Origin of the sequence: Aquimarina callyspongiae, from assembly GCF_034322225.1 — a bacterium.
Classification (GTDB): Bacteria; Bacteroidota; Bacteroidia; order Flavobacteriales; family Flavobacteriaceae; genus Aquimarina.
This window is the reverse complement of sequence record NZ_JAXLPA010000001.1, coordinates 513,056-536,405: the sequence shown is the minus strand read 5'-3', so window position 1 is coordinate 536,405 and position 23,350 is coordinate 513,056. Positions and strand designations below refer to the sequence as shown.

19 protein-coding genes are annotated in these 23,350 nt (G+C 32.7%); 13 read left to right on the top strand and 6 right to left on the bottom strand.

From position 1 onward, the window contains the following. Window positions 1–18 precede the first annotated feature (18 nt). The 6 genes from U0D62_RS02180 (at window position 19) to U0D62_RS02155 (ending at window position 7,444) form a co-directional block, all read left to right on the top strand. Window positions 19–2,583 carry a hypothetical protein gene (locus U0D62_RS02180; protein ID WP_322193598.1) on the top strand — a complete coding sequence of 855 codons (2,565 nt, stop codon included), beginning with the start codon at window positions 19–21 and terminating at the stop codon, window positions 2,581–2,583. Window positions 2,584–2,621: 38 nt separating this feature from the next. Beyond that, complete coding sequence (locus tag U0D62_RS02175; protein ID WP_322193596.1) at window positions 2,622–3,437, top strand: T9SS type A sorting domain-containing protein; 816 nt, start codon at window positions 2,622–2,624, stop codon at window positions 3,435–3,437. A gap of 178 nt (window positions 3,438–3,615) precedes the next feature. Beyond that, window positions 3,616–4,902, top strand: a complete 1,287-nt coding sequence (locus tag U0D62_RS02170) for a citrate synthase (protein WP_322193595.1) — start codon at window positions 3,616–3,618, stop codon at window positions 4,900–4,902. Window positions 4,903–5,034: 132 nt separating this feature from the next. Next, window positions 5,035–5,997, top strand: coding sequence for an arginase (gene rocF, locus U0D62_RS02165; protein WP_322193594.1), 963 nt, complete (start codon window positions 5,035–5,037; stop codon window positions 5,995–5,997). Between the two features lie 38 nt (window positions 5,998–6,035). Next, window positions 6,036–6,944, top strand: coding sequence for a citrulline utilization hydrolase CtlX (ctlX, locus tag U0D62_RS02160; protein ID WP_416135535.1), 909 nt, complete (start codon window positions 6,036–6,038; stop codon window positions 6,942–6,944). An 89-nt stretch (window positions 6,945–7,033) separates the two neighbouring features. After that, on the top strand, window positions 7,034–7,444 hold the full coding sequence (locus U0D62_RS02155; RefSeq protein ID WP_322193593.1) for an RrF2 family transcriptional regulator: 411 nt from the start codon (window positions 7,034–7,036) through the stop codon (window positions 7,442–7,444). Here the strand turns inward: U0D62_RS02155 and U0D62_RS02150 are convergent. Continuing rightward, window positions 7,441–8,085 carry a chromophore lyase CpcT/CpeT gene (locus U0D62_RS02150; protein WP_322193592.1) on the bottom strand — a complete coding sequence of 215 codons (645 nt, stop codon included), beginning with the start codon at window positions 8,083–8,085 and terminating at the stop codon, window positions 7,441–7,443. The genes U0D62_RS02155 and U0D62_RS02150 overlap by 4 nt on opposite strands. A gap of 450 nt (window positions 8,086–8,535) precedes the next feature. On the opposite strand from U0D62_RS02150, the gene argS reads away from it, so the two are divergent. Next, window positions 8,536–10,314 (top strand): arginine--tRNA ligase, encoded by a 1,779-nt coding sequence (gene argS / locus U0D62_RS02145; protein WP_322193590.1) that lies wholly within the window; start codon window positions 8,536–8,538, stop codon window positions 10,312–10,314. A 154-nt stretch (window positions 10,315–10,468) separates the two neighbouring features. Continuing rightward, on the top strand, window positions 10,469–10,942 hold the full coding sequence (locus U0D62_RS02140) for a GNAT family N-acetyltransferase (RefSeq protein ID WP_322193589.1): 474 nt from the start codon (window positions 10,469–10,471) through the stop codon (window positions 10,940–10,942). Window positions 10,943–11,043: 101 nt separating this feature from the next. On the opposite strand, the gene U0D62_RS02135 is transcribed toward U0D62_RS02140, so the two are convergent. After that, entirely contained in the window at window positions 11,044–11,760 is a 717-nt protein-coding gene (locus U0D62_RS02135) for a FecR family protein (RefSeq protein ID WP_322193588.1), read from the bottom strand. A 619-nt stretch (window positions 11,761–12,379) separates the two neighbouring features. Between U0D62_RS02135 and ffh the strand changes: the two genes are divergently transcribed. Next, complete coding sequence (gene ffh, locus U0D62_RS02130) at window positions 12,380–13,708, top strand: signal recognition particle protein (RefSeq protein WP_322193587.1); 1,329 nt, start codon at window positions 12,380–12,382, stop codon at window positions 13,706–13,708. 50 nt (window positions 13,709–13,758) lie between these two features. Further along, window positions 13,759–14,643 (top strand): bifunctional 5,10-methylenetetrahydrofolate dehydrogenase/5,10-methenyltetrahydrofolate cyclohydrolase, encoded by an 885-nt coding sequence (locus U0D62_RS02125; RefSeq protein ID WP_322193586.1) that lies wholly within the window; start codon window positions 13,759–13,761, stop codon window positions 14,641–14,643. Between the two features lie 317 nt (window positions 14,644–14,960). Here the strand turns inward: U0D62_RS02125 and U0D62_RS02120 are convergent, their stop codons facing one another. The 3 genes from U0D62_RS02120 to rho form a co-directional block, all read right to left on the bottom strand. Beyond that, window positions 14,961–16,118: an SH3 domain-containing protein gene (locus U0D62_RS02120; protein WP_322193585.1), complete on the bottom strand. Its 1,158-nt coding sequence runs from the start codon at window positions 16,116–16,118 to the stop codon at window positions 14,961–14,963. A gap of 843 nt (window positions 16,119–16,961) precedes the next feature. Continuing rightward, complete coding sequence (gene msrA, locus U0D62_RS02115) at window positions 16,962–17,627, bottom strand: peptide-methionine (S)-S-oxide reductase MsrA (RefSeq protein WP_322193583.1); 666 nt, start codon at window positions 17,625–17,627, stop codon at window positions 16,962–16,964. 181 nt (window positions 17,628–17,808) lie between these two features. Further along, on the bottom strand, window positions 17,809–19,485 hold the full coding sequence (rho, locus tag U0D62_RS02110; protein ID WP_322193580.1) for a transcription termination factor Rho: 1,677 nt from the start codon (window positions 19,483–19,485) through the stop codon (window positions 17,809–17,811). 198 nt (window positions 19,486–19,683) lie between these two features. Here rho and U0D62_RS02105 point away from each other — a divergent pair, with 198 nt between their 5' ends. After that, window positions 19,684–20,094, top strand: a complete 411-nt coding sequence (locus U0D62_RS02105) for a DUF4293 domain-containing protein (RefSeq protein WP_322193578.1) — start codon at window positions 19,684–19,686, stop codon at window positions 20,092–20,094. 135 nt (window positions 20,095–20,229) lie between these two features. Here U0D62_RS02105 and U0D62_RS02100 read toward each other — a convergent pair whose 3' ends face one another. Next, window positions 20,230–20,724 carry a metallophosphoesterase family protein gene (locus tag U0D62_RS02100; RefSeq protein ID WP_322193575.1) on the bottom strand — a complete coding sequence of 165 codons (495 nt, stop codon included), beginning with the start codon at window positions 20,722–20,724 and terminating at the stop codon, window positions 20,230–20,232. A 114-nt stretch (window positions 20,725–20,838) separates the two neighbouring features. Here U0D62_RS02100 and truA point away from each other — a divergent pair, with 114 nt between their 5' ends. Both truA and U0D62_RS02090 read left to right on the top strand, forming a co-directional pair. Beyond that, window positions 20,839–21,585 carry a tRNA pseudouridine(38-40) synthase TruA gene (truA, locus tag U0D62_RS02095; protein ID WP_322193573.1) on the top strand — a complete coding sequence of 249 codons (747 nt, stop codon included), beginning with the start codon at window positions 20,839–20,841 and terminating at the stop codon, window positions 21,583–21,585. Continuing rightward, a complete protein-coding gene (locus U0D62_RS02090; RefSeq protein WP_322193571.1) occupies window positions 21,586–23,349 on the top strand; it encodes an ABC transporter ATP-binding protein in 1,764 nt (587 codons plus the stop codon). It abuts the gene before it with no gap. The last annotated feature ends 1 nt before the right edge of the window (window position 23,350 follow it).

Sequence of the window (23,350 nt, the reverse complement as noted above, 5' to 3'; positions counted from 1 at the left end):
CCATCAAAACCAGACTATATGAAGAAATTTTTACTAGTATTCTTCTTATTGATTTTATGCAATCAGATTGCTTTTGGAAATGAATATGAATATCGTATTCATATTTCAGAAGACTTTGATAGTTTTAATGATGTAACATCAAATTTGAAGATTAAAGATTTAGATATCTTAAATAGAGCCTTTGATTATTTGGTTTGTTCTGATGATATAGAAACAAATCATTATCCTAAGAATTATAAATTCGATAAAACAACCTATTCTACAGGAACTGTAACAATTACTTATCCAAATAGTGTTGGGTCCAGTTCTATATTTTGTGAAAGTGATAACAGTGTTGTACCAGTTATAATAACTGGTACAGCTGGAGGTACTTTTGTTAGTACTCCTGTAGGGTTGTCGTTACAGGCTGATGGAAGTATAAATATTGCTGCTAGTAACGTTGGAACTTATACGGTTACCTATACAACACCAGATGCTAGTTGTACAGATGATTATACTGTTGAGATTACAAATACTGTAGATGCAGGATTTAGTTATGAATCTGTTAATTATTGTACTGGTGGTCAAAATCCTTTGCCTATATACAATCAACCATTATTCCCTAATGTGGCTGGAGCTATTTTTCAAAGTAGCACTTTAGGAGGAAGTATGTTGGATCCTGTAACAGGTGAGATAAATTTAGCTACAGCACCCATAGGAGAACATACGGTACGAAGATTTATATTTGGAGGAGGTTGTAATGCAGCTGGTACAGCTCAAGCTCAATTTACAATATTTGTTGTAAACACAGGAGATCCCTCTTTTGTATATCCAGCAATAAGTTTTTGTAAAACAGACGCTAATCCATCTGCTACGATAACTGGTACTGCTGGTGGTACTTTTAGTAGTACAAATACTAATCTTGTTTTTGCAGATATAAATACTGGAGAAGTAGATCTTACTACCACTCCACCTGGAACCTATCCAATTGTATATACGTTGACAGGTAATTGTGCAGCAGCCAGTGCTCCATTAAATATTACAGTGTTAAATGTTGATGCTACTTTTAGTTATGCATCGGATTATTGTAGTTCAGATTCAGATCCTACCGCAAATATTACGGGTATTACGGGAGGAACATTTACTAATTCTTCAACTTCAGGGTTAATTTTCTTAAATACAACCACGGGATTGATTGATTTGGGTGGAAGTACTTCAGGAAACCATGAAATTACATATACTGTTACTTCAGGTGGTTGCACTGTATTTACTACAACCACAATTAATATAACTCAAAATAGTACAGCAGATTTTAATTATACTCAAGCTAGTTATTGTATTGCAGATAGTGATCCATCACCTAATATTACAGGAGATGGAGGAGGAACATTTTCTAGTGCATCAGGATTAATCTTTAACGATTCAAATACAGGAGAAATTGATCTTAGTGCCAGTACTCCAGGTTTATATACGATAACCTATACAATTGCTGGATCTTGCGGAATTACAGTGCAAAAAAACCTAACTATTAATGCAGAAAATCCTACACTTTCTTTTGAAGTTAGTATAGATGATGCTGCTTTTGTGGCAAGACCTACTGCGGATATTTCTATAGAGATCGGAAGAAAACTAGAATTGAGAATGCCAGAAAGTTTTAATGGTACCATTTCCTGGTCGGGACCTAATTCTTTTTCAGCTTCAGGAACAGAAGTAGAGGTTTCTGATGATATTCAGATGGTTAATTCAGGAGTGTATACAGCAGCGGTGACATTTGATGTAACCTGTGGAGCTGCTCCAACGTCATATGATTTTACTGTGAATGTTATTAATAATGTTGTTAGGGTGTCACCAAAGGTATATCTTCAAGGAGCAATGTTAGGAACCACAGATGATATGATGCGTGATAACTTAAGAACTTTATCCTATTTGCCTAATGATACTCCATATACCGATGGTGTATCAGTTGATGGAACGATTTTTAATGATGCTGCACTTGATCAGGATAATATTGTTGATTGGGTGTATGTAGAACTTCGTGATGCAACCACCAATACAACCGTTATTGATGGACAATCTGCATTTGTACAACGTGATGGAGATGTGGTAGATATTAATGGAAACTCAGAAATTACACTTGCTGCTACAACAGGAGGGGATTATTTTGTAGTAATAAAACATCGTAATCACTTAAGTATTATGACGGATACTGCAATAACCTTAACGACAACCACTACAACTCTTGATTTTAGAGATGGTACTCAAGCAACTTTTGGAGGAGTTGATGCTCAAACAGTTTTTGGAATGCCGGTAAATACCGTTGGGATGTGGGCTGGAGATGTAAATGGAGATGGAGTGGTATTGCTTTTTGGTAGTGGTAACGATTCAATTTCTATAGGAGATGAGATTTTAGCAGACCCTGGTAACGGTTTTAATTCATTACTTTTTTCACCTAACGGATATAATAATTCAGATCTTTTCTTAGATGGTACATCAGCACTATTTGGGAGTGGAAATGATACTTTACTTATTGGAGATAATATTTTAGCAAATCCAGCTAATGGTTTTAATAGTCTATTGTCTAATGTTACTACTTTTTTGCCTTAAATTTAAATACCCAAAATAACTTAAAAAACAAATTACTTATGAAAAAAATATTTGCGCTTGTTACAATTTTATATAGTTCACTTTCTTTTGGTCAGGTAACCTATGATTTAGAATTAAGGCAAGATGGTGGAGATCCATATTTGTTTACCGTTTATGGAGTGCCTAATGCAGATGCTACTGGAGCTGACTTTTCTCAAGCAGGAATTAGAATTATATTAGAGACAGGTAATGGTATTGCCTCTTTTACTGATATTATTGGAGATAATTGGAGGATAGGAGGTCAATTCGATGCTACTTTTTTAACTACAAATAGCATTGGAGATGGTACAAAAGATTATTTTTATTTAACCTGTAATGTAAGTACAGGAACATCTATTTTTAATCACACAAATGGTACAGCATTCGCTCTGTTTAGTTTTAGAGTAACCGGAGATCCAGTTTCAGGAACCATTGAAGCAATTTTAGATACGCATCCTGTATCTACAGGTTTAATAGGAGGAGGAATTACTGCTGGTAATTTTGTAACAATAGACCCTAATGATGGAAGTGGAAGTGGAACTTTTGGAACACTTACAGGAACTACTAGTTATAGTTTTGCAATTCTATCAGCAAATGATTTAGTGATTACAGATTTTAGTATTCTCCCTAATCCAAATAAAGGAGTGTTTAGAGTTACCATGACTAATGATATGTTAAATCCAAACTTTAAGCTTATGGATATTAAGGGTAGAGTAATTAAAGGAATTAAAACTACATTTGGTAATCAAAGTATAGAAGTAGATGCTTCTAATCTGGCCACAGGTATCTATGTAATTCAAATTGGTAACAACCAAAAACGTATTGTTATAGAATAAAAAATATTAAAATTTTATAAGGAAAAAGCGAGGATTTTTTAAATCCTCGCTTTTTTTTGCGAATAATTTTGACAATACGTTGTAAGGCTAAAAATCCTGTAACGATTAATATTATATTAACGCTAATATTTCGTAATTTAGCAACCCTTAATGTAATAGCAAAATTCTAAAAAATCATATGTCAAAAACAGCAACTTTAGAAATCGATGGTAATAAATATGAGTTCCCAATTATTGAAGGAACTGAAAACGAATTAGGAATAGATATCAAAGCTCTTAGAGGAGCTACAGGAGGAATAACAACAATAGATCCTGGGTATAAAAATACAGGAAGCTGCGAGAGTGGTATTACCTTTCTTGATGGAGAAAAAGGAATCTTGAGATACCGTGGATATTCTATTGAAGAACTAGCTGAAAAAGCAGATTTTCTTGAAGTTGCTTACTTATTGATTTTTGGAAATTTACCAACAAAAGAGCAGCTAAGTAAATTTGATAAAGACATAAAAGAAGAATCTCATGTAGATGAGGATATGAAAAAAATCTTGGACGGATTTCCTAAGAGCGCTCACCCAATGGGAGTTTTGTCTTCTTTGACCAGCGCCTTGATCGCATTTAATCCAGGTTCTGTAGATGTAGATTCTGAAGAAGAGATGTACAATGCCATAGTAAAAATTATGGCCAAATTTCCTGTGCTTGCAGCTTGGACGATGAGAAAGCGAAAAAGCTTACCATTAGACTATGGAGATAACTCTTTAGGTTATGTAGAGAATTTGCATAAGATGATGTTTGCAAGACCTAATCAGGCATATGAAGCTAATAAGATTGTAAACGATGCACTGGATAAGCTTTTAATTCTTCATGCAGATCACGAGCAAAATTGTTCTACTTCTACAGTACGTATTGTAGGTTCTTCTCACGCAGGATTATTTGCATCTCTTTCAGCAGGGATTTCTGCATTATGGGGGCCTCTTCATGGAGGTGCTAACCAGGCAGTTATAGAAATGCTAGAAGCGATTAGAAAAGATGGAGGAGATACAGCTAAATATATTAAAAAGGCAAAAGATAAAGAAGATGCTTTTCGTTTAATGGGATTTGGGCATAGAGTATATAAAAACTTTGACCCAAGAGCTAAAATTATCAAAAAATCTGCAGAAGAAGTACTAGGTGATCTTGGTATGGAAGACCCTGTACTTGATATAGCAAAGGGATTGTCTGAAGTAGCATTAGAAGATGAGTACTTTGTGCAACGAAAATTATATCCAAACGTAGATTTTTATTCTGGAATTATTTATAGAGCTTTAGGTATTCCAACAGAAATGTTTACTGTAATGTTTGCTTTAGGAAGATTGCCAGGATGGATTGCTCAATGGAGAGAAATGCGTTTACGTAAAGAGCCTATAGGAAGACCAAGACAAATATATACTGGTGAAACATATAGACCATTTGTTGATCTGGAAAGTAGATAAATATAGATTATAATTTTATAAAAAAGCCTTACTTGATAGAGAATTAGAGTAAGGCTTTTGCAATTCTAATAAGAAATAATACTTTAGCTAAAAATTCTGAAAAAACGTTTCTTAAGAAAATAAAACTTATCAATGAAAGGAATTAAATTAATAAAAAACAGATCAGATTTAGGAGCAGGAACAAGGGGATCTGATTTAGGGATTGACGCAATTGAAATTGCAGCTATTAATCAGAATGATGATTATTTTAATTTATATCCGTTTGAAGATATTGAAACAGAAAACGAAACGATATACAATAAGGTAAAAAATTCGTTTGCAAAACGTATTGAAAATGTTTGTAAAGTATGCGAAAGACTTAGTAATAGCGTTGAAGAAAATCTAAAAAAAGAAAACTACCCAATAGTGTTGTCAGGAGATCATTCTTCTGCGTTAGGAACAATAAGCGGAGTAAAAGCTGCTTATCCAGATAAAAAATTAGGAGTAGTATGGATAGATGCACATGCTGATATTCACTCGCCTTATACATCACCTTCTGGAAATATACATGGGATGCCCTTGGCAGCAGCTCTTTCTAATGATAATCTTAAATATAAAATAAATGAGATATCAGACGAAACAGAAGTTTTATGGGAGAGAATGAAAAATATTGGTGTTGAAGGTAAAAAAGTAAATGCCGAAAACGTTGTGTATTTTGGAGTAAGAGATACTGAAGAACCAGAAGAAGGCGCTATAGAAGATAATGGCATTAAAAACTATACTGTAGAAGAAATAAGATATAGAGGTTTTGAATTGTGTTTAAAAGAAGCAGTTGAAAAATTAGAATCCTGTGATATGATATACATATCTTTTGATGTAGATAGTATGGATTGTGATATGATTTCTAACGGAACCGGTACTCCTGTATCTAAAGGATTTGATATTGAAGAAGCTATTTTAATAATTAAAACTTTTATAGATACAAAAAAAACAGTTTGTTTTGAGGTGGTAGAAGTAAATCCCACATTAGATCATAAAGGTAATAGAATGGCCGAAGCGGCGTTTGAAGTGCTTAAAGAGGCAACTACCTCAATAAATAATCAAAATATAAGATAGATATTACTTTGGAAAACCAGGTTACTAATACAATAGTTATGATTCGTCCGGTAAAATTTAGGATGAATGAGCAAACAGCTGTTAATAATTATTATCAAGATGATGCAGGTATTGTTGCCGAAGATGCAAATTCTAGAGCTCAAAAAGAATTTGACGAATTTGTGAATTCTTTAAAAGCTGTAGGAGTACAAGTTTTGGTGATTGATGATGATCCAAAAAATGATACCCCTGATTCTATTTTTCCTAATAATTGGATTTCTTTTCATGAAAATGGAGATATAGGGCTGTACCCTATGTTTGCTGTAAATAGACGAAGAGAAAGAAGACCAGAGGTGATGGATTTATTAGAATCTTCTGGTTTTGAGATAAATAATATTGTTGATTACACAGACGCAGAGGAAGAAGAAGTGTTTCTTGAAGGAACCGGTAGTCTGGTTCTTGATCGAGTAAATAGAAAAGCTTATTGCGCTTTATCACCTCGGGCGGATGAAGAATTGGTTATTGAGTTTTGTGAAGATTTTGAATATACTCCTGTTATTTTTACAGCTTATCAAACTGTAGGTGGTCAACGACTTCCGATTTATCATACAAATGTTATGATGGGTATAGGAGAAACTTTTGCAGTGATATGCCTTGATTGTATAGATGATAAAAAAGAAAGAAAAAACCTGGTAAATCATTTAAAAAACGATGGTAAAGATATTATCACTATTACCGAAGAACAAGTAAATAGTTTTGCGGGTAATATGTTGCAAGTTGTAGGTTCAGGAGATAAACGCTATCTTGTGATGTCATTGGCGGCTTATAATAGTCTATCTAAAGATCAAATATTGAAAATAGAAAAACATTGTGCAATTCTGTATAGTGACCTTACCACTATCGAAACCCTTGGAGGTGGAAGTGCTAGATGTATGATGGCAGAAGTTTTTCTTCCTAAGATTTCATAATCTATCTTTGATTTTTATGATGGATCATTATTTTACGAAAAGTAATATCTATTAAGAACCGAACTGTAATAATCAGAAATTAATTAAATATGCTCTCTAAAAAAACGAAATATGGTTTAAAGGCTCTGACCTATATCGCAAGAAAGAGATGTGAGAATCCTGTACTGATATCAGAAATTGCACAGAGTGAAAATATCTCTCAAAAATTTCTGGAAAGCATTTTGTTAACCTTAAGAAAGAACGGTTTTTTGGGTTCTAAAAAAGGAAAAGGAGGAGGTTATTATTTAATTAAAGAGCCTAAAGATATTTCTATGGCCTCAGTAATAAGAGTCTTAGAAGGGCCAATAGCTATGTTGCCCTGTGTAAGTCTTAACTTTTATGAGAAATGCGATGACTGCCCAGATGAAGACACCTGTACCGTACATGGATTAATGATAGAAGTAAGAGATAATACACTTAGGGTTCTTGAAAATAAGACTTTAGCTGATTTTATGGATTAAAACAATGATTTTATATAATCTTTAGATACCCTCTTATATCTATATGGGCCCTGTATTTTGCCCCACACTTGTTTTCCGTTTATATCATAACCACGATCCCAAACAGAGATTTTATCTTTACTTAAAACAATATTGCTCACGAGATAAGCAACATTTTTTATTCTATTACTTAAACAAGAAATGTTATTGGTCTTACCCGCGTATATAGAAGATGTTTTTTTTCTGTAAAAAACATCACAACCATCTCTTAATTCAAGTTCATTCATTGTTAGTTGATCAAAAACATTTTCATTTCTCCAGCCATTTGCATATTTCTTTTGATCAGGAATCAAATAGTTAATAGTTCTAAAAGAAACACTATCAATTTTTTCTATTTTAAAAATCCTTTGAGTATATATAATAGAAGGATCTTTTGCATTATGAACTTCAGAATATAGCCAATAACCGTTTTGATCTTTCCAGATAGGTGTATTTATTAAGTTGGTATCAATGTATCCAATCTCTTTTTCAGCTTGTTCCTTAGATGAAAAATAACCAGTAAGCAACCCTGCTAGGTGATGCAGTTCGGGGTCCTTTTTTTTATCAGGGTTACAACCAAAAAAAAGTAGAATTAAAGAAAAATAGAGTATAGTATTTCTCATACACAGGTTACCATAAAACCGTTAATTTTTTAACAAAATAAGGTAATTTGTCGATAAAAACAAACCTTTCGTCGTTTAAAATATTAGTTTTTACGAACTGTATTGTAAATCATTCCGTTATGTGTGAAATAAAAAGAAAGATTTTGTTTGCTATAAATATTTTTGATTTTTTAAATTAAAATGAAATATTATTTTATCAATTACATAATTATAAAAAGGGGATTTTTCATCTTTTTTGAGTTGAAAATTTGCTCAATCTTTTTTTGTTGAAAATCTTAACAGTTTATTTTTTTATTTACAGATATAAATGATGAAAAAACAAAGAGTAAGACACTATTATTTCTATTATCTTTGCAGTTCGATTTTTTGTATCAGGGGATTTACTATAAACTGATTAAAGCAAAAAATATGATTTAATTTTTAATTCCCTTAATGGGCTTATTTTTAAAAATGACATTACAACAAATCATTTCAGGACAAGTAAAAAAAGCATTACAGGCATTGTATAATGCAGATCTAGAATCTGTCGAATTACAAGGAACTCGTAAAGAATTTGAAGGAGATATTACGGTAGTTATATTTCCTATGCTTCGCACCGTAAAAGGAAATCCTGTGCAAATAGGAGAAGCTATTGGTGAATACTTGGTTAGTAATGTTGAAGATATCAGTGCTTACAATGTTGTAAAAGGCTTTTTAAACCTTGTAATTTCAGATACTTATTATCTTAACTTCTTTGCAAAAATCAAAGATGATAAAAAATACGGTTTTGTTTCTCAGTCAGAGAATAATAAAGCCATGATGGTAGAGTATTCTTCGCCTAATACAAATAAACCGTTGCATTTGGGCCATGTTAGAAATATCCTTTTAGGATATGCTGTTGCCGAAATTATTAAGGCAAGTGGTAAAAAAGTATATAAAACCCAAATTATTAATGATCGAGGAATACATATTTGTAAATCTATGATAGCCTGGCAACGATTTGGTAATGGAGAAACACCTGTAAGTGCTGGATTGAAAGGAGATAAACTTGTTGGGAATTATTATGTGAAATTTGATCAAAAATATAAAGAGCAAATTGCAGAATTAATAGCAAAAGGTCGAACAGAAGAAGAAGCTAAAAAGGAGGCTCCAATTCTTATTGAAGCACAAGAAATGCTTCGTAAATGGGAAGCAGGAGATCCTGAAGTAGTAGCGCTTTGGAAAACTATGAATGGATGGGTATATGAAGGTTTTGAGCAAACATATAAAGCTATAGGAGTTGATTTTGATAGTTATTATTATGAAAGTAATACTTATCTGCTAGGAAAAGATAATATTGAAGAAGGTCTTAAAAAAGGAGTGTTCTTTAAAAAAGAAGATGGATCCGTTTGGTGTGATTTAACCGATGAAGGATTAGATGAAAAACTAGTGCTTCGTAGCGACGGAACAGCAGTATATATGACTCAGGACATAGGTACGGCAATTCAACGAATTAAAGATAAGCCCGATGTAGGTGGAATGATCTATACTGTTGGTAACGAACAAGATTATCATTTTAAGGTACTGTTTCTCATTCTTAAAAAATTAGGATATGAATGGGCAGGTAATCTACATCACTTAAGTTATGGTATGGTAGATTTGCCTAGTGGTAAAATGAAAAGTAGAGAAGGGACAGTTGTAGATGCTGATGATCTAATTGCAGAGATGGAAAATACTGCAGGCGAAATCTCAAAAGAGTTAGGGAAACTAGATGGGTATTCTGAGGAAGAAAAGAAGAAAGTATATAAAAATATAGGATTAGGAGCATTAAAATATTTTATCCTTAAAGTGGATCCTAAAAAACGTATTCTGTTTAATCCAGAAGAATCTGTGGATTTTCAAGGTAATACAGGGCCTTTTATACAATATACCTATGCAAGGATTCAGGCGATTGTGCGTAAAGCAGATTTTGACTGGAGTTCTACTATTACAAATCTGTCTTTGCATCAGAAGGAAAAAGAACTTATTAAGCAATTAGAGTTATATCCCGAAATTATTCAGAACGCAGCGAATGAATTGAGTCCAGCCGTTATCGCTAATTATACTTATGATCTGGTGAAAGGCTATAATTCATTTTTTCAAAATGTATCAATTTTTGGAGCAGATACAGATCAGGAAAAATTGTTTAGAGTTCAATTATCTGCATCTGTTGGAGATGTAATTAAATCTGCATTTGCCCTTTTAGGGATATTTGTACCAGAAAGAATGTAATGACTTAGGTTGTTAGTTGATGATGTTAGTAGTAAGGAGGTTATAAGAACGGGAAAAAGTAGTCTAACGATTTTTTATTCCTTTTATCCGAATTAGAAAGAAAAATGAAGGCGAATAGATGTTTTTTTATCACCTATTTTATAACTTAGTGAATATGAAGCACGAAATATCCAGAGCAGTTGATGCAGATTTACCTTTAATGCAACGTTTATTTTACGAAACGGTAACTACTTATGGGTCAAAAATATTTACCAAAGCAGAAATTAAGATTTATTCTAGGCTAGCTACTAATACTTCCTACTGGCATAAAAAGTTTAATGAAGATTTTATTTATAATGCCAAAATTAATGGAGAAATCATTGGCTCATTCTCTATGGATAAATCAGGTGTTATCGAGTATATTTTTGTTCATCAAAATTATCTTGGGCAAGGAATTGCCAGTGGTTTGTATAAAACTATTGAAGAAGTGGCGAGAACATATGATATTAAAACCTTGACTACACAAGTAAATCTATTAACTAGATCTTTTTTTGAAAAAAATGGATTTACTATTGTAAAAAATGCAACACAAGTTGTAGGAGGTGAGGATGTGATAAGTTATAGTGGTATCAAAAACCTTAAAATTTAAGGCAAAATACTATAGCACTAGACAGTTTATTTTTCATTCTCAAAACGTACCCCAGTAATATTCTCAATTTTTAAATACCTTTTTTTAAGGTGTTAATTTAATTACTTGTTCATTAGAACTATCGTGTTGTCTTGAATAGTGTATTTTATATGCATCGGTAGTGTAATAGATCGCAAAGCATTTTTTAAATCCGAATGGGCAAAATTACCGGTAAAAAACTTTGTATCATCAATGTTTTTTGTATTGATAGTTACTCCGTATTGCCACTCGAATTCTTGGATAACTTTACTATAAGGAGTATTTATAAATAAACTTCTATTGTGTATCCAATTGGGTTCTAGTGCTCCTACTTTTTTATTGATGATTTTTTCGTTTGCAATTTCGACCGCATCTCCAGCACGTAAAAATATCTGTTCCTCATTAACAGTTAAGCTTACCATGCCGTGATAACAAGTTACTTCTAGATAGTTGTCTCTCTCCTTCACATTAAAGATAGTCCCTAAAACACTAATAGTTCCTAATGAAGTTTCAACATCAAATTTTTTTCCTTTAGCAACTTTAAAGTAAGCTTCACCTTTAAGTTTAATCTTACGATTTTCTTTCCAATTTTTTTCTGGATATTTAATAGATGATAGTGCGTTAAGCTGTACAATAGATTCATCAGGTAATTCGATAGTAGACATTTGTCCTACTATAGTTTCTATAGTTGTATTTCCATTATTGTGTGAAAAACCAAAATATGAACCGATAATAATTATAAAAACGACAGCAATTTTGGCAATAGTAACTAAATAGTTTTTTGACTTAGATGTGGTCATAAGTTCTTGTAATGTATTACTTAATTCTGTTAATCGATGTATTTAGGAAGTAGAGTGTCTAAAGATAAGAATTAAGGGCGTTTAAGAGATTAAACGCCTCTAATTCAATATTTATAAGTGGCTCACTATTAGGTCACTTTTAAGAGATCTTTCTTTTTCATAGCAAGATTTCTATATATAAAACAGTTATCACCTCAAAAATCCTACTCTAAAACCCTAAATTTTATCAACTTTTTTCCTAATTTTTTCTAAAATTATAAAAATTAACCATTTATAAAAGTGGTTTTATGGTGTAAGTTCTTGTTTTTATGATTAAATGATTGAAAAAATGTTTGTTATAGATGTTTCTGAATTGATTTAAGAGGGGTATTTTTCGAGATGTTATAACGATTTGATAATTAGTTATAAGAAACTCTAATAAAATATTGGAAGGAAGATTATCAGAAGAGGTTTTTTGTTCAAAAGTTGGTAATAAAAGAGAGTGATCGCTAATTGAATGGTAAATCAACTACAACTTAAGTAATTCTGTAATTACATCCTTTATTTATACATTTCAAATACTTAAATTTGCACCTATCTGTTTTTTAAGAACAGAGTTTTCTAAATCAGAATAAAGAATATGTTTGATAATTTAAGCGATAAGTTAGATAAGGCGTTACACATTCTTAAAGGTCATGGTCAGATTACAGAAGTAAACGTAGCCGAGACACTTAAGGAAGTAAGAAGAGCTTTGGTAGATGCCGATGTAAACTATAAAATAGCAAAAGAGTTTACTGCTAATGTTAAAGAAAAGGCATTAGGACAGGATGTTTTAAAAAGCCTTAAGCCTGGACAGTTAATGGTGAAGTTGGTTAAGGACGAGCTTACCGAGTTAATGGGAGGTGATGTTGCTGGAGTTAACCTGTCTGGAAATCCATCTGTAATTCTTATGTCAGGACTACAAGGTTCTGGTAAGACGACTTTTTCTGGTAAATTAGCAAATTTTCTAAAAACTAAAAAAACTAAGAAACCTCTTTTGGTAGCTTGTGATGTCTATAGACCAGCTGCGATCGATCAGTTACACGTGGTTGGAGAACAGATAAATGTAGAAGTATTTAGCGATAGAGGGAATAATGACCCTGTTGCAATTGCAAAAGCTGGTGTTGCTCATGCAAAAGCAAATGGATTTAATACTGTAATTATTGATACAGCAGGTCGTCTTGCAGTGGATGAAGCCATGATGACCGAAATTGCTAATATTCACAAAGCAGTTACTCCTGACGAAACATTATTTGTAGTTGATTCTATGACAGGTCAAGATGCTGTAAATACAGCTAAAGCATTTAATGATGTTTTGAATTTTGATGGTGTTATCCTTACAAAATTAGATGGTGATACTAGAGGTGGAGCTGCTATTTCTATAAAATCTGTAGTTAATAAACCTATCAAGTTTATTGGTACAGGAGAGAAGATGGAGGCAATTGATGTTTTCTATCCTTCTCGTATGGCGGATCGAATCTTAGGAATGGGAGATGTTGTTTCACTTGTAGAAAGAGCTCAAGAGCAATTTGATGAGGAAGAAGCAAGAAAACTTCAAAAGAAAATTGCTAAAAACCAATTTGGATTTGATGATTTTTTAAAACAAATCCAACAGGTTAAGAAAATGGGTAACATGAAAGATTTGATAGGCATGATACCCGGAGCAGGAAAAATGATGAAAAATATGGATATAGATGATGATGCTTTTAAGCATATTGAAGCTATAATCCATTCAATGACTCCAGAAGAAAGATCAAAACCTCAAATAATCAATTCAAGTAGAAAAAAGAGAATCGGAAAAGGTTCTGGAACCTCTATTCAACAGGTTAATCAATTACTTAAACAATTTGATCAGATGAGTAAAATGATGAAAATGATGCAAGGTGGTGGCGGTAAACGAATGATGCAGATGATGGGTAAAATGAGGTAATACGTTTGTGTTATTAGTAAGAATTTGAAGATTTAATAGGGGTTATAAATATGGAAGTATTAGATGGGAAAAAGGTAAGTAATGACATTAAAAATGAAATTGCTGCCGAAGTACAAAAAATGAAAGATAGAGGAGAGAAAGTTCCTCATCTCGCTGCTGTTTTGGTGGGGAATGATGGGGCTAGCTTAACTTATGTTGGAAGTAAGGTTAGAGCCTGCGAGCGCATAGGATTTGAATCTACCTTAGTTAAAATGCCAAGCACCACAAGTGAAGTTGAATTGTTGGCAAAAATAAAACAGTTAAATGAAGATGATGATATTGATGGTTTTATAGTTCAATTACCACTTCCTCCACAGATAGATACCCAAAAAGTTTTATTAGCTGTTGATCCAGATAAAGATGTGGATGGTTTTCATCCTATGAACTTTGGAAAAATGGCCTTGGATATGTCTACATTTATTCCAGCTACTCCTTTTGGTATTCTGGAGCTGCTAGAGCGTTATAATGTTGATACCAAAGGAAAACACACAGTTGTCATTGGTAGGAGTCATATTGTAGGTAGGCCTATGAGTATATTAATGGGAAGAAAAGGATGGCCTGGAAATTCTACGGTTACTTTAACCCATAGCCATACTAAAAATATCACTCAGATTATTTCTCAAGCGGATATAGTAATTTCTGCGTTAGGAGTCCCTGATTTTCTAAAAGCTGAAATGGTAAAGGATGATGCCGTGGTTATTGATGTAGGTATTACACGTGTTGCAGATGAGTCAACTGAGAAAGGATATCGTATTGTTGGTGATGTAGATTATGAAAACGTAAGTAAAAAGGCTTCATATATTACTCCTGTTCCTGGAGGTGTTGGGCCTATGACGATCGCAATGTTGTTAAAAAATACTCTATTGGCCAGAGAAAGGCATCGTTCAGGAAAATAAAATAATTATCGCTATAATTAGTAAATAATAACCTTAGGAAGCAATTTCTAAGGTTTTTTTATGAATAAATATGAATGATTGATTGTGAACTCTGTTTATTAGTGTTTATGAAATAAAGAGTTATAGAGTAAAAGATGTAAAGTGCGTAAGGGTAAAATAGGTTTTACTATTATGTTGTAAACTATAAAAGAGGTATTGTTTTGTATTTAATTTTTGGGTATAAAAAAAACGCCAGCGTAAACGGACTGGCGTTTTTATTACATTTATTTTATTCAGATATTAATATAATAAAGATACGATCTAACTATCTGTATTTATTAATAGCTCTGGAATTCTTCTAATTTGATGTTATCATCGTTTCCATCATATCCTAGAGTACCATTAGGTAAAAGATCTAGAGATAATGTGTATGATGGGATGTTAATACCTTTATCAGTTTTAATAGCGTTATAGTTTAGAACATCAGCTCCTTTTTCATATAATGCATTCTTTGTAAAACTTCCAAGAACTTTACCGTTTTGAGTAGTTTCTTTCCACTCTTTACCGTAAGCAATTACACAATAGTATTCACCTTCAGGTATATTTCTTATGTATTGAGTTGCATTACTGTTGATGTAAGTAACTCGTATTGTTTCGTCATCTTTTTCGGTTTTACCCATTTTGATAAGCTTTACAACTACTTGAGTATTTTTACCTACATTAATTTTTAGGTAATTATCTAATTTGTAGTCAAACTTACCTTTGAACTTACCAAATGACTTAGGTGTAGCACCAGATTTATAGTTTTTCTTTTCCCAGCTAGAGAATTTATCTTCTCTCGTTACCTTAGATGGAGCTGGAGCTGCCTTTTTCTCAGGCTCAGATGATGCGCCAAACGAATCAGTAGTAGATTCTATAGGAGTAGATGCAACAGTTCCGCTTTGTGAAGCTCTCTTTTGTGCTTCTGCTAATGCACGTCTAGTTTCTTCAGTATCTTTTAGAGCGTTTCTTCTAGCAATGTCTTTGTCTCTTTTTGCAGCTTCTGCTTTTGCGATTGCAGCAGCAGCATCAGCTTCAGCTTGTCTTTTTGCAGCTTCAGCTCTAGCAATTGCCAATCTTGCAGCTTCAGCAGCTTTCTTAGCAGCTTCTTCTGCATCTGCGATGGCTTTGGCAGCAGCAGCTTTAGCAGCAGCAGCTCTCGCAGCTTCTTCTTGTGCCGCTTTTTCTGCATCAGCAATACGGCTATCTTCTGTTAATAGTTTTGTAAGAACAAAACCATTAGTGTTCTTATATTGTACAGTACTCCATTCTCCATATCCGGAGTTAATAACGTATACTTGGGTTCCTTTAGTAATTTCACCTATAATATTATAGTTGTATCCTGGACCACTTCGAAGTTCAAGTTTCTCAGTAGACATCAGGTACTGATCTGATTGGGCAAATGCTGTTGAGGCAGTCATCACCAAAAGCAAAATAAATGTAAAAATCGATTTCATATCTTTCGTGTTTACTTGTTAAATAATTATGTTAGTAGATCGGGTTTATCTTTATGGTTAAACAAAAATTTATTTTAATTAGGTTTTATCCTATATTTTTTATTCTCTTTTTTCTTTAAAAAGCTAAAAAAATCATCCAAAATTAACATTTCAAAAAGAATGCCAAATTATTTTAATCTTATTTAGACCTTTAATTAAACGTATTATTTGTTATAAAAATCTATTAGTATTACAAAGAACGTTTTTCATCTTAATATCCTGTTTTTCAGGATTTTACTTTATGTTTTCTTTAGTAAAACTTCAATTTTTTTGAATAATATACTGAAAAGAAAAGCCTTAAAGTGTTAACAAAAGTAACGTTTTAATATGAAAAACACAACAAGTTCTCATAATATTTATGTAAAAGTAGCAAAATTATTTTATCATTTTGTGTTTTTCAACGATTTTTTTTGTCATTACAACGGATTTATTGACAATTCCAAAGATGAGTTGTCGGTTTGGTAAAAATTGAACGAATTCTTAAAATTTTTGAGGAAAAACCATAATTATATAGAGAAAATGAAGAACCTGGTTTTCTTGTTGTTTTAACATTATCATTTAATGAGGGTTTTGATTTAATGTTAAAATTAGAGTGAAGCCTTGCTTATAGTGGTTTAGGTGTAAAATTCCCTTGTTGTTAGTCGTTTTTGATTATTTCTTGATAATTTGATATGTGAATTAGTAGGATTTGTTTTCTTAGGGTTTTTAAAGAGCTAAAAAAAACTCTGTATTCTAAATATATAGGATACAGAGCATTTGAAATATTTATGTTGCTGTGAGGTAGTAAATTATGTAGGTAATTTTTTAATGATCTTTTTTTATAAGCTCCGGGAATTTGGCTTGAAATCTTTTTAATCGTGGAATAGAGACATTTTGTATGTATCTATTATATGGATTTCTTTTTTCGTAATCTTGATGATAGCCTTCTCCTTCCCAAAATTTTTGAAAAGGAAGTATTTCTGCAGCGATTCTTCTATTTAGTTTTTTCTTTAAAGCTTCTTTCTTTTCTTCGATGATTTTTTTCTGCTCATCATTTTGATAAAAAATAATCGATCTATATTGTGAGCCACGATCAGGACCTTGCCCATTTATTTGTGTAGGATTTTGAGATCCGAAATAAACATTAACTAATGTCGAAAAAGAAACAACTTTAGGGTCATAGATAATCTCTACGGCTTCTGCGTGACCAGTTCGACCAGTATTACTTGATTGGTATGTAGGGTTTTCTGTGTGGCCTCCAGAATAACCTGATATGGATTCTTTTACTCCGATAACACTTTCGTAAATCGCTTCTACACACCAAAAACATCCACTGGCAAAATAAGCTCTTTCTAAACCGTTTACTGGTGCTACCTGTACCGGTTGAATTTCTTGATTGGCTGCTTTTGCTTGCTTAGAGGTTTGGCTGTTGCTTTGACAACTTGTTAGTAGTATAATTGAGCTACATACAATGTATAAGATACGTTTCATGATTCTAAATTTATTGTATTGGTCATTCTTACTGAGAAAAACTTTCAGAGATTTTATTGAGATGTATACAAAATTAGTAAAACGCGAAATAAATATGACTTAAATGGGTGGGTTCAAGTAAAATAAAAACGACTATCAATTTTGATAGCCGTTTTTGTTTTATCTATATGTTTAATAAAATTTATCCGTTCATAGAAATAAGAAATTCATCATTATTTCTAGTTTGTTTGAAGCGTTCATTAATAAATTCCATAGCTTCTACAGGGTTCATATCAGCAAGATATTTGCGCATCACCCACATTCTTTGGATGGTGTTTTCATCTAATAAAATATCATCGCGACGTGTGCTTGAAGATGTAAGGTCAATTGCAGGGAAAATTCTACGATTAGAAATCTTACGATCTAATTGTAACTCCATGTTACCGGTTCCTTTAAATTCTTCAAAAATCACCTCGTCCATTTTAGATCCGGTTTCTGTTAATGCTGTAGCGATAATCGTTAATGATCCTCCATTCTCGATATTACGTGCAGCACCAAAGAAACGTTTTGGTTTGTGCAGGGCATTAGCATCTACACCACCACTTAAGATCTTTCCAGAAGCTGGTTGTACAGTATTATATGCTCTTGCCAAACGAGTTATAGAGTCTAATAGTATTACAACATCGTGACCACATTCTACCAAGCGTTTTGCTTTTTCTAATACAATGTTGGCAATTTTTACGTGTTCGTGAGCTTCTTTGTCAAAAGTTGAAGCAATAACTTCTCCGCGAACATTACGTTGCATATCTGTTACTTCTTCTGGTCTTTCATCTATTAGAAGGATCATTTGATATACTTCTGGATGATTAGCGGCAATTGCATTGGCTACATCCTTTAGTAACATGGTTTTACCAGTTTTAGGTTGAGAGACAATCATCCCACGTTGACCTTTACCGATAGGAGCAAATAAATCCATAATTCTGGTAGAAATCGTACTTTGTCTTTCTGCCAATGTGAATTTCTCCTGAGGGAACAAAGGAGTTAAATGCTCAAAAGATACTCTATCTCTTACGACTTGAGGGTCAAGTCCATTTATTTTATTTACTTTAATAAGAGGGAAATATTTTTCACCTTCTTTAGGAGGTCTTACTTGACCAAGTACTGTGTCTCCAGTTTTAAGACCAAAAAGTCTTATTTGCGATTGTGATACATATATATCATCAGGAGAAGAGAGGTAGTTATAATCACTTGAGCGTAAGAATCCATAACCATCCTGCATGATGTCAAGAACTCCTTCACTTTCTATAATAGCATCAAACTCGTAATCTGGTTCTTTGTATCTATTTCTGTTGTCACGATTTCCATGATCCCTATTTCCGTTTTCTTTCTTGTTATTGTTACGGTTTTTATTTTGGGGCTTGTTATCGTTACCTCTGTTGTTTCTGTTGTCTTTTTTGTCCTCTTTATTATTATTCTGCTGAGGTTTATTGTTGTCAGAACTCTCGTTGTTTTTAGTGCTTTTGGCACTTTTTTCTTCCTTAGAGACTGGAGTGGCTTTAGCAACAGGAGCAGTTTCAGGAGTTTTTGTGTTTTCCTGAGGAGTTTTTGCTTCTTTGGCAGGAGCTTTTTGACCATCTTGTTTGCGAGTTCTAGGTCTTTTTTGACGAGGATTGTTTTTTGGTTTTTCAACCTCGTTTTTTTCAGGAGTATCTTCTGTGATTACTTCTTTTACTTTGTTGGGATTGGCTGCTTGGTAATCTAAGATCTGATATACCAAGTCCAGTTTTTTCATTGTACGAAACTTGGGTACATTTAGGGTTTTTGCAATTTCCTGCAACTCAGGAAGCTTTTTTGCTTTTAATTCAGAAATATCTAACATTTAAATTTGTTATATAATTTACGTTTTGGTATAAATTTTCTAAAGAAGAATTCTAGGAAAATTTTATTTTGAAGGTAAGTAACCTTGATTGAGCGGGTTACAGATTTTGTGATGCAAGTATACAACTTTATTTTTAATTTTAGACCATATTTATGAAAAGAAACTCTTATTTTTGCTTTTCCTTTAGAAAAGGTCATAATGATACAAAGAATTCAAACTATTTATCTTTTATTAGCTGCAGCAATCTCTGGTGGACTTGGTATGTATTTACCTTATGGATTGGATAGTAATAAGATAGATCTTTATGCTACAGAAAAACCCCTAATTATGGGGATGCTTGTAGGATCGGCAGTTTTATCACTGATTGCCATTTTTTTATTTAATAATAGAAAGCTTCAATTTGTATTGGGGCGTGTCAATATAATATTAAACTTTATTTTACTAGGAGTATTTGTTTATTGGTCTCCAATAGTATCTGGAGAAACTTTTGTTTCTGAGAAAGGTATTGGGATGATCATTCCTATTATTTCTATCGTTTTATTAGTGATGGCCAATAGGGCTATTAAAAAGGATGAAAATCTTGTAAAATCGGTGGACCGATTGCGATAAACCTAACATCTTAGTAGTATTAGTGCGTTAAAACCCGGAGTATGCCAACTCCGGGTTTTATATTGTTAAGGTAATTGATCCTTATTATTACATTCAAGTTGTTATGCAAAATTAAATTTTAGATAAGAATATTGATTATTTTTTTCCTAACTCAATTACTTCCAGATTTTCAATTTTTCCTGAATCCAAAGTAAATCTCAGCATGGTTCTTACCTTATGAAATCCATGTTTTCCAGCTGCTCCCGGATTCATATGTAATACTCCATTTTTTTTGTCAGGGATTACTTTAAGAATATGAGAATGCCCGCATATAAACAAATCAGGAGGGTTGTTGCGTATCTCTTCTCTTGTGTTGATGTTGTATTTTGGAGGGTAACCACCAATGTGGGTGATCCAAACTGAAACCCCTTCGCAAGTAAATTTTTGATGTAATGGATAAGTGGCTCTGGCTTTATCGTTGTCAATGTTTCCATAAACTGCGCGAAGTGGTTTTATGGCCTCTATAGCATCAGTAACTTGAAGGTCACCAATATCTCCTGCGTGCCATATTTCGTCTGCTTCTTTTGCATAATGTAAAATGCGATTATCAATATAACTATGAGTATCGCTGAGTAGGAGTATTTTCTTCACTTTAGAACTATAAAAATGATTTATGGGATTATAAAAAAACAGAAACAATATAGCAGTATTTATCTTTATTTTATAAAGTATATTTGCACTCTGCTTAATGCAAAAATAAACACTTTGAGATATTTTTTAGAACTTTCTTATAACGGAACTCCTTATCACGGATGGCAAAGACAACCAAATGCCATTTCGGTTCAGGAAGTTTTGGAGGAATCATTGTCAACCCTACTTCGATTGAAAATCAATATTGTGGGGGCTGGAAGAACAGATACAGGTGTTCATGCAAGGCAGATTATGGCTCATTTTGATTATGATAATGAGTTAAATACTGATCAATTAAAATATAAACTGAATTCTATTCTTCCGCCAGAAATATCAGTTCAGAAGGTTTATGAAGTAATGGATGAGGCACATGCTCGATTTGATGCTATAAGTAGATCATATGAATACCATATTACGCTTGCAAAAGATCCTTTTGCAATAAATAGATCTTATTATTTTAAAAAAGAGCTGGATGTGGATGCTATGAATGAAGCTGCTAAATTACTGTTAAACTATACTAATTTTAAATGCTTTAGTAAGTCCAAAACCGATGTAAAAACGTATAATTGTACCATAACCGAAGCAATATGGGAGAAACAAGAAAACCAATTAATTTTTAAAATTTCTGCTAATCGTTTTTTAAGAAATATGGTAAGAGCTATCGTTGGAACTCTTATTGAAATCGGTGAAAATAAATTAAAGGTAATTGATCTGGAGCGGATTATCAAAAGCGAGGATCGAGGACAGGCAGGATATTCAGTTCCTGCACACGGTCTATACCTTACATCAGTAGAATACCCAAAAACAATATATCCTACATAAATGGCAGCAAAAAACGGTAATGCATTTGATTTTAAACTGTTCAAGCGATTGATTAGATACACTAATCCTTATCGTTGGACTTTTTACTTTGTTGCTTTTTCGGCGATATTGTTATCAATATTTGCTGTGCTTAGACCCTATTTTTTGCAACAAACAATTGATAAAACCATAATTCCTCAGGATGGTGATTTGTTGATCTACTTTATTAGCTTAATGCTGGGAGTTCTAGTTCTTGAGGTTATTTCTCAATTCTTATTTATCTATTTTGCTAATTGGTTGGGGCAGGAGGTAATTCGTGATATACGTATTACTCTTTTTAAACACATGTTAGGTTTTAAAAAAGAATATTATGATCAATCCGCAGTAGGTAGATTAGTAACCAGAGCGGTTAGCGATATAGAAACTATAGCTAGTATTTTTAGTCAAGGATTATTTATGATCATTAGTGATTTGCTTAAAATGCTTGTCATAATAGGATATATGTTTTATCAAAGCTGGCAACTTACTTTGTTAGTTTTTGCCGTATTACCATTGATTTTATATGCAACCAGAGTTTTTCAGCAGAAAATGAAAGCGGCTTTTGAAGAAGTTCGTACTCAGGTTTCTAATCTGAATTCTTTTGTTCAAGAACGTATAACCGGTATGAAAATCGTACAATTATTTACAAGAGAAGAAACCGAGTATGCTAATTTTAAAGAGATTAATGAAAAACATAAAAAAGGTTGGATAAAAACAGTTTGGTATAATTCTATATTTTTTCCCATTGCAGAAATGTCAAGTTCTGTAACTATAGGTTTGATAGTATGGTTTGGAGGGCTTAAAGCTGCACAAGGAGATGTAATTACTTTGGGAGTTGTTATTGCTTTTATTGAGTTATCTCAGATGCTTTTTAGACCATTAAGACAAATTGCAGATAAATTTAATACGCTACAAATGGGAATGGTAGCTGCTAATAGAGTGTTTGCAATCTTAGATACAGAGTCTAAAATAGAAGATAAAGGAGAAATTAGCTTACTTGATGTAAAAGGAAAGATATCTTTTGATAATGTTAGATTCAGTTATGTTGAAGGAGAAGAAGTGCTGAAAGGAATCTCGTTTGATGTTAAAGAAGGTGAAACTGTTGCTATCGTAGGAGCTACAGGAGCTGGAAAATCTACTATTATTAATTTATTAAGTAGGTTTTATGAAATAGATAATGGGGTTATAACTATAGATAATACAAATATTAAAACTGTAAAATTAAAATCTTTACGCTCACATATTGCTGTTGTATTACAGGATGTATTCTTATTTGCAGATACCATTCTTAATAATATTACTTTGAATAACCCTGATATTACTGAAGAACAAGTGCATCTTGCAGCAAAAGAAATAGGGATTCATGATTTTATAATGAGCTTGCCAGGAGGATATAATTATAATGTAAAAGAAAGAGGGGTGATGTTATCTTCTGGACAACGACAGCTGATATCTTTTTTAAGAGCTTATGTGGCAAATCCAGGAATCTTAGTATTAGATGAAGCTACATCTTCTATCGATTCGCATAGTGAGGAACTTATTCAGGATGCTACTAATAAAATTACTAACGGAAGAACTTCAATTGTGATTGCGCATAGACTCGCAACTATCAAAAAAGCAGATAAAATCATTGTGATGGATCAAGGGGCTATAGTAGAACAAGGTAATCACAATGAGCTTTTGCAGATCACAAACGGATATTACAAAAATCTCTACGAAGTTCAGTTTGCAGTCACGACAGATTGAT